This window comes from Carnobacterium sp. (assembly GCF_040274945.1).
In the GTDB taxonomy this organism is placed as follows: Bacteria; Bacillota; Bacilli; order Lactobacillales; family Carnobacteriaceae; genus Carnobacterium_B.
This window is the reverse complement of sequence record NZ_JBEMAR010000020.1, coordinates 1-4982: the sequence shown is the minus strand read 5'-3', so window position 1 is coordinate 4982 and position 4982 is coordinate 1. Positions and strand designations below refer to the sequence as shown.

The 4982-nt window shown below is 33.6% G+C and carries 5 protein-coding genes; 1 reads left to right on the top strand and 4 read right to left on the bottom strand.

The genetic code is table 11. From position 1 onward, the window contains the following. Positions 1 to 611: 611 nt before the first annotated feature. Positions 612 to 1040, bottom strand: a complete 429-nt coding sequence (locus ABS916_RS12775) for a GNAT family N-acetyltransferase (RefSeq protein ID WP_048729533.1) — start codon at positions 1038 to 1040, stop codon at positions 612 to 614. A 780-nt stretch (positions 1041 to 1820) separates the two neighbouring features. Here ABS916_RS12775 and ABS916_RS12770 point away from each other — a divergent pair. After that, the gene (locus tag ABS916_RS12770) at positions 1821 to 2099 is read left to right on the top strand and encodes a hypothetical protein (RefSeq protein WP_002345754.1); all 279 of its coding nucleotides are present in this window, start codon (positions 1821 to 1823) and stop codon (positions 2097 to 2099) included. 919 nt (positions 2100 to 3018) lie between these two features. Here ABS916_RS12770 and ABS916_RS12765 read toward each other — a convergent pair. From ABS916_RS12765 to ABS916_RS12755, 3 genes are all read right to left on the bottom strand, one after another. Beyond that, positions 3019 to 3258, bottom strand: a complete 240-nt coding sequence (locus tag ABS916_RS12765) for a DUF5388 domain-containing protein (protein WP_350452262.1) — start codon at positions 3256 to 3258, stop codon at positions 3019 to 3021. Positions 3259 to 3318: 60 nt separating this feature from the next. Beyond that, a complete protein-coding gene (locus ABS916_RS12760; protein WP_350452261.1) occupies positions 3319 to 3903 on the bottom strand; it encodes a ParA family protein in 585 nt (194 codons plus the stop codon). A 144-nt stretch (positions 3904 to 4047) separates the two neighbouring features. Further along, a partial coding sequence (locus ABS916_RS12755) for a cation:proton antiporter domain-containing protein (protein ID WP_350452260.1) occupies positions 4048 to 4982 on the bottom strand: 935 nt, incomplete at its 5' end.

The window sequence follows — 4982 nt, the reverse complement described above, 5'->3', positions numbered from 1 at the left end:
ATCATAGATACCGTAAGGAATTTTATTCTTTATTTAAAACTTTGCAACAGAACCAGTAAGGTTGTACCCGTTATGAATGCTGCTGATTGGGCTGTGTCGCTTTATAAGTGTCGTGGTGAATTTTGATAAAGATATGGTTACGACAATCATTAGAGCCGTTAAAGACTAAAAGTGATTGGTTCTTTTGTATATTTTCTTGGTTGATAAGTTTTATTTTTATAGGAATGTTTTTCTTTTTAATTAGTGTATTACCAGTAAATTCAGTAATGAAGTTTATTCTATATTTATATGTTTTTCTAAATATTATTAGCTATCAACCAGCATTAGAACTCGGAAGAATAAATAAAGATAGAGAAGGAATGATGGAATTAATATTTTTATCTTCTAGTTTTATATTTATTTCATATTTTTATTTGTTTTTTAAAATAAAAATATCTTCTTAATTATAAATAATAAAAGCCCCCTGTCAAAAATGACGATGGGGTTTTTTTGCGCACGCTTTTCGAAGAAAATAACACGACTTGAAAAGTGGTGTATAAGTGCGCCCTTACGAGATTTAACTAGATTATGACGACGAATTTTAGACCTGTAAAGCAATTGGAATAAAGCAATTAGTTTTGCCAGCTCATTATGTATTCTTTGTTTTGGGTTTCATCTTGATTTTCTGTTTTTATTTTAAAGTTATGCTTTTTGTAAAAATTAACTGCTTTTATGTTCTTTTTATATACTTTGAGAGATAGATTATCTTTTTCTTTTTGCAGGTATTGCATTAACTTTGTCCCTGCTCCTTGATTTCTTGCATTCTTTTCGACGAACATACCTGCGATATAGTTATCAATCAAACCACAAAACCCTATTATCCTTGTGTTTTTTGCATATATTATAATTTCAGCTTCTTTGAAGGATTCAATAACATCATCGTAGTTATCAAGCCAATATTGTTCGTTGATAAAATTATGAGTTGTTATATTAGATTCTAACCAGATGTGACCTAAAGTTTTTAATGTTTCTTGATTTTTTTCACTTAATTTATAAATCATTTTTATCACCTTGATTTTGATTTTTAAAACGAGTTGAAAACGAGTTTCTTCTTGTCTTGATTTTAGATTTTATCATGACGATGACTGTGCTTGCTGTTACATAGCATTAACTTAAAACATATTCTTTGAAATCGCTTTTATTTTTTGTTAGGTTGAAAATATAGACGATAAGTTATTCAGAAAAACTAGGAGGAGATAGTATGAATTTCAAGAAAAGTCTAATTATCGGTGCCTCAATTTTAACACTAGCGCCTGTCGCTTTAGCAATATTTATGAACGAAACAGTTTCTGCAATAGCAGCATACTGAAAGTTCTTTATCTCAAAATAGTGAATATATATATAACAAAGAAAATTTAATACAAAAAGGATATAGTATTGAAGATGAAAAGTTTGAATACGGAGGGTTAATCTATACAAAAGTTTTTCATACCGATGGATCATATGGACTTATTGAAGAAAATTCTGATCACGTTACAGTATATTTAATTACGTCTGAAACAGATGGCACTTATACTATTACTGCAGAAAACGTAAATGGAGAAAGAGTTTATCTACATGTAACGAAGGATTGGGATATACTTGATGAAAAATCCACTGGATTTAGAAGCGCATGTGATTGGGGAGTAGGACTTTCTGGAGTAGCCCTTTCTTCAATGTATGGTGCCGCTTTTGGGACTGCATTTGGTGGTCCCGCAGGTACAATTGCAGGAGCTGTGGTAGGAGCTGCATGGATTCCTGTGGAGTTGCTTGCCCTTAATTACTAAAGGAGGAGGTATATTATGATAAAAGGAAATACACAAACTTCTTTTTTTAGATATCTCAGTTATATATATATTCCTACTTTAATTTATTTAATATCCCATGTTTTTATTAAAAATACAGATATTATCTTTATAGGATTATTTTTTGCTGTTATAACAATTGCTAGCTTTTCATCTTATTACTTAGTAAACAAAGGCTTTGGTACTATATCTTCAAGTAAGTTAATAGGAAAAGTTATTCCTTTAACTTTTATAATTTCTATTATATTTGCGATATTATTAAATATATTAATGTAATACAAAAAGTCGTGAATAATAATCTGGATAAATCTATAAAAAAAACTTAATACTTTTGAAGTCAACTATTACCTTTGATATACTAGTTATGAAGAAGAATAGACACAAACACTAGAAAAAACCAGTAGCAGGCACTACTGGTTTTTTTTGTGTTATATATTAACACGCAAGGCTAGTCGACTATTTGTCCTTACTGTCTAGTCATTTACTGATGAGATGAACAATCACACCAGCCGTAACAGTAAGTAAGAGCTCCTGAAGAATAAACACTTTAACACCTTCTCGCAATTTTTTGCGATGAGTCGACTTCAGCAGTATAACATAGCTAAATTTCGAAAATAAATAGGATTTAAGGCGTTTTAGATACGTTCGTATATAAATACCCTATAATATTTTTAAAACGCCTATAACCCCCTAAAATTTCGATTTAAAAGGCAGTTAGTGTGATTTAAATCATATTAGATAAAATCATAGCTAAATAAGCAAAACACGTTACCTATACCCTTTAATTTTCTTCTGAGCGTATTTCAGGGCTTTGCTAAGGGTGTTAACCCTTGACCATGCGTTAGCATGCTAGCAAATGCAGAAATTTACGCGAAATTACTTAGATTTTCAAATATTCTCATACGACAATTCCCCTTTTTCTTGAAAATAATGGGTTTAAGGGGCTTTGCCCCTTTTTTAATGGCTTGCGTCAGCAAGGCGTCCTTTAGAATGGCAATTTGAAACAAGTTTTTCATAGGTATTTGCTTCAAACATTATTTGAAACAAATAAAATGGTAAAGTATGACTAGTTTTTTTTTTGCTCTAACTTTAGGGGGCTCTACAGTCGAATACTAAACCTTCAATATATCTTCGTTTTAATTATTTATTTTTTTCTTAGTAGAATACTTCTGTTGCAATTCGTAGGTTTGAATCATTACTTCTTGTTCACGTTTTCATCGTCATTTAAGTAATCATCTTCATAATCAGTTAACAACCTATCAACTAGATCACTAAAACTGCTGAAATGTCCCATTGTAATCAAGGCATTGGCTCGATTCAATACATTGTAACTAATTCGTGCAGTAGTTGTTTTATTATTAGCATTATTTTTGGAATTTTTAGCTTGATAAGGAGCTGTTGGATGTGGAGTTTCTATACGCTTTGAACTTAACAAATCCTTATTTTTATCTTTTTTGAACTCAACAAATTTCTGTTTTCAGCCACAATATCCCCCCTATTTGCTTTCTAAACGTTCTAGCAATTCGTTTGTTATATTTTCATATATTTTAAATACATCTTTATCGTGTCTATCATGATCCGTGGTTAAATTAGGGTCACCAATGCCCATTACATCATATCTTTTTAAACGCTCCATATTTTTAATAACATTTTCAAACATATTATTTTCTCCGAATTCCTCGGTAGCTCTATTTAATATATTTTGATCTACTTTAGATGTGTTTTTTAATAAAACAGGCAAAATACCTAATACATCGTAATCAGCATCATAACTTTCGATTAGCTGATTTAAATAAATTACATAACCTAGAGCTCCATCTAAACTCCGTTCTTGAGTTTGCATTACAATTACTACCTGATCACTAGCCATTAAAGCATTATCTGTATATAAGGAAATTGTAGGCGGTGTATCAATAATAATAAAGTCATAATCGTCTTTTATAGGACGTAAAGTCTTTGAAAGATGTTTTGTTCTATCTGTTCTAGATTTATATTCTTCTTCTAAAAAAATCGGAAATGAAACGAAATCGCGGCGTTGATGATGGCGTCCACTTTTAACCGGGTAATGTCCCCCTACCAAAGGAAAATTTGCTGGTCATGCCGGCTTTCTTGCCGGAGGATTTGGGTGGCAGCGGAGTCATTCTAAAATAAATAAATTTTCCGTAAAAAAAAGCTGGCCCTCATTTTTTTGAGAGCCAGCTTTTATTTGTTTTTATATCCTTATTTATCGATCATCACGCAATAGGCGATTATGGGTTTGGTCGATTAAGACAGCGCCAAGCGGTGCGGTGACTAAGATGGCAACGACCGAGATGGTTAAAATGATTTGACCATTCGGCAAGCCCATCGCTAAGGGCACCGCCCCTATGGCTGCTTGTACTGTGGCTTTTGGAAGGTAGGCAAAGATGGCGAATGCTTTTTCCTCTTTGTTTAATTGAGTGCCTAAAACAGATAAAAGTACACCAAGTCCTCTAAATACCAACAACAAGACAATTAACACTACTGCAATGAGGCCTGAATCTTTGACGGATTCGATGGACATGCTGGCACCAACTAACACGAATAGGATAATTTCAAAGACTTGCCATAAATTATTAAAACCTACTTGAACAGATTTGGCTTGAACTGGATTGACGCGAAGCATCATAAAGCCCATTGCCATCACAGCAAGTAAGGCTGAGAAGCCAATTGGTCCTGTCATGGCTTTTTCAATCCCATCAAATAACATGGCCATCCCAAAGGATAAGATGACTGGATAGCCACCTGATAATTGATATTTTTCAATGGCTAGTGACAGTAGCCACCCCACCAATAATCCCCCAGCGATCCCTAATATGATAGAAGTTGGCATAGATAGCATGCTTAACCAATGGAATTCACCGGTTTGAGCAAGGGCTGTTAAGGCGGTGAATAGGATGATGACGAAGATATCATCCATAGAAGAGCCCGCTAGAATCATTTGCGGCACCCCTTTTTTCTTGCCATATCCCTTACCCATTAAATCTAACATGCGGGCAACGACGACGGCTGGTGATGTGGCCGCGACAATAGCCCCTAAGATAGCTGCAGATAAGTATGACATCCCAAAGAATATTGGCGCCAAAATGATTGTCCCAATGATTTCTAGGGTAGCAGGTAGGAAGCTCATCAAGATGGCTG

Coding starts and splice junctions, on each gene's coding strand:
- ABS916_RS12775 (WP_048729533.1), bottom strand. CDS start 1,040: ATGATTTATAAATTAAGTGAAAAAAATCAAGAAACATTAAAAACTTTA.
- ABS916_RS12770 (WP_002345754.1), top strand. CDS start 1,821: ATGATAAAAGGAAATACACAAACTTCTTTTTTTAGATATCTCAGTTAT.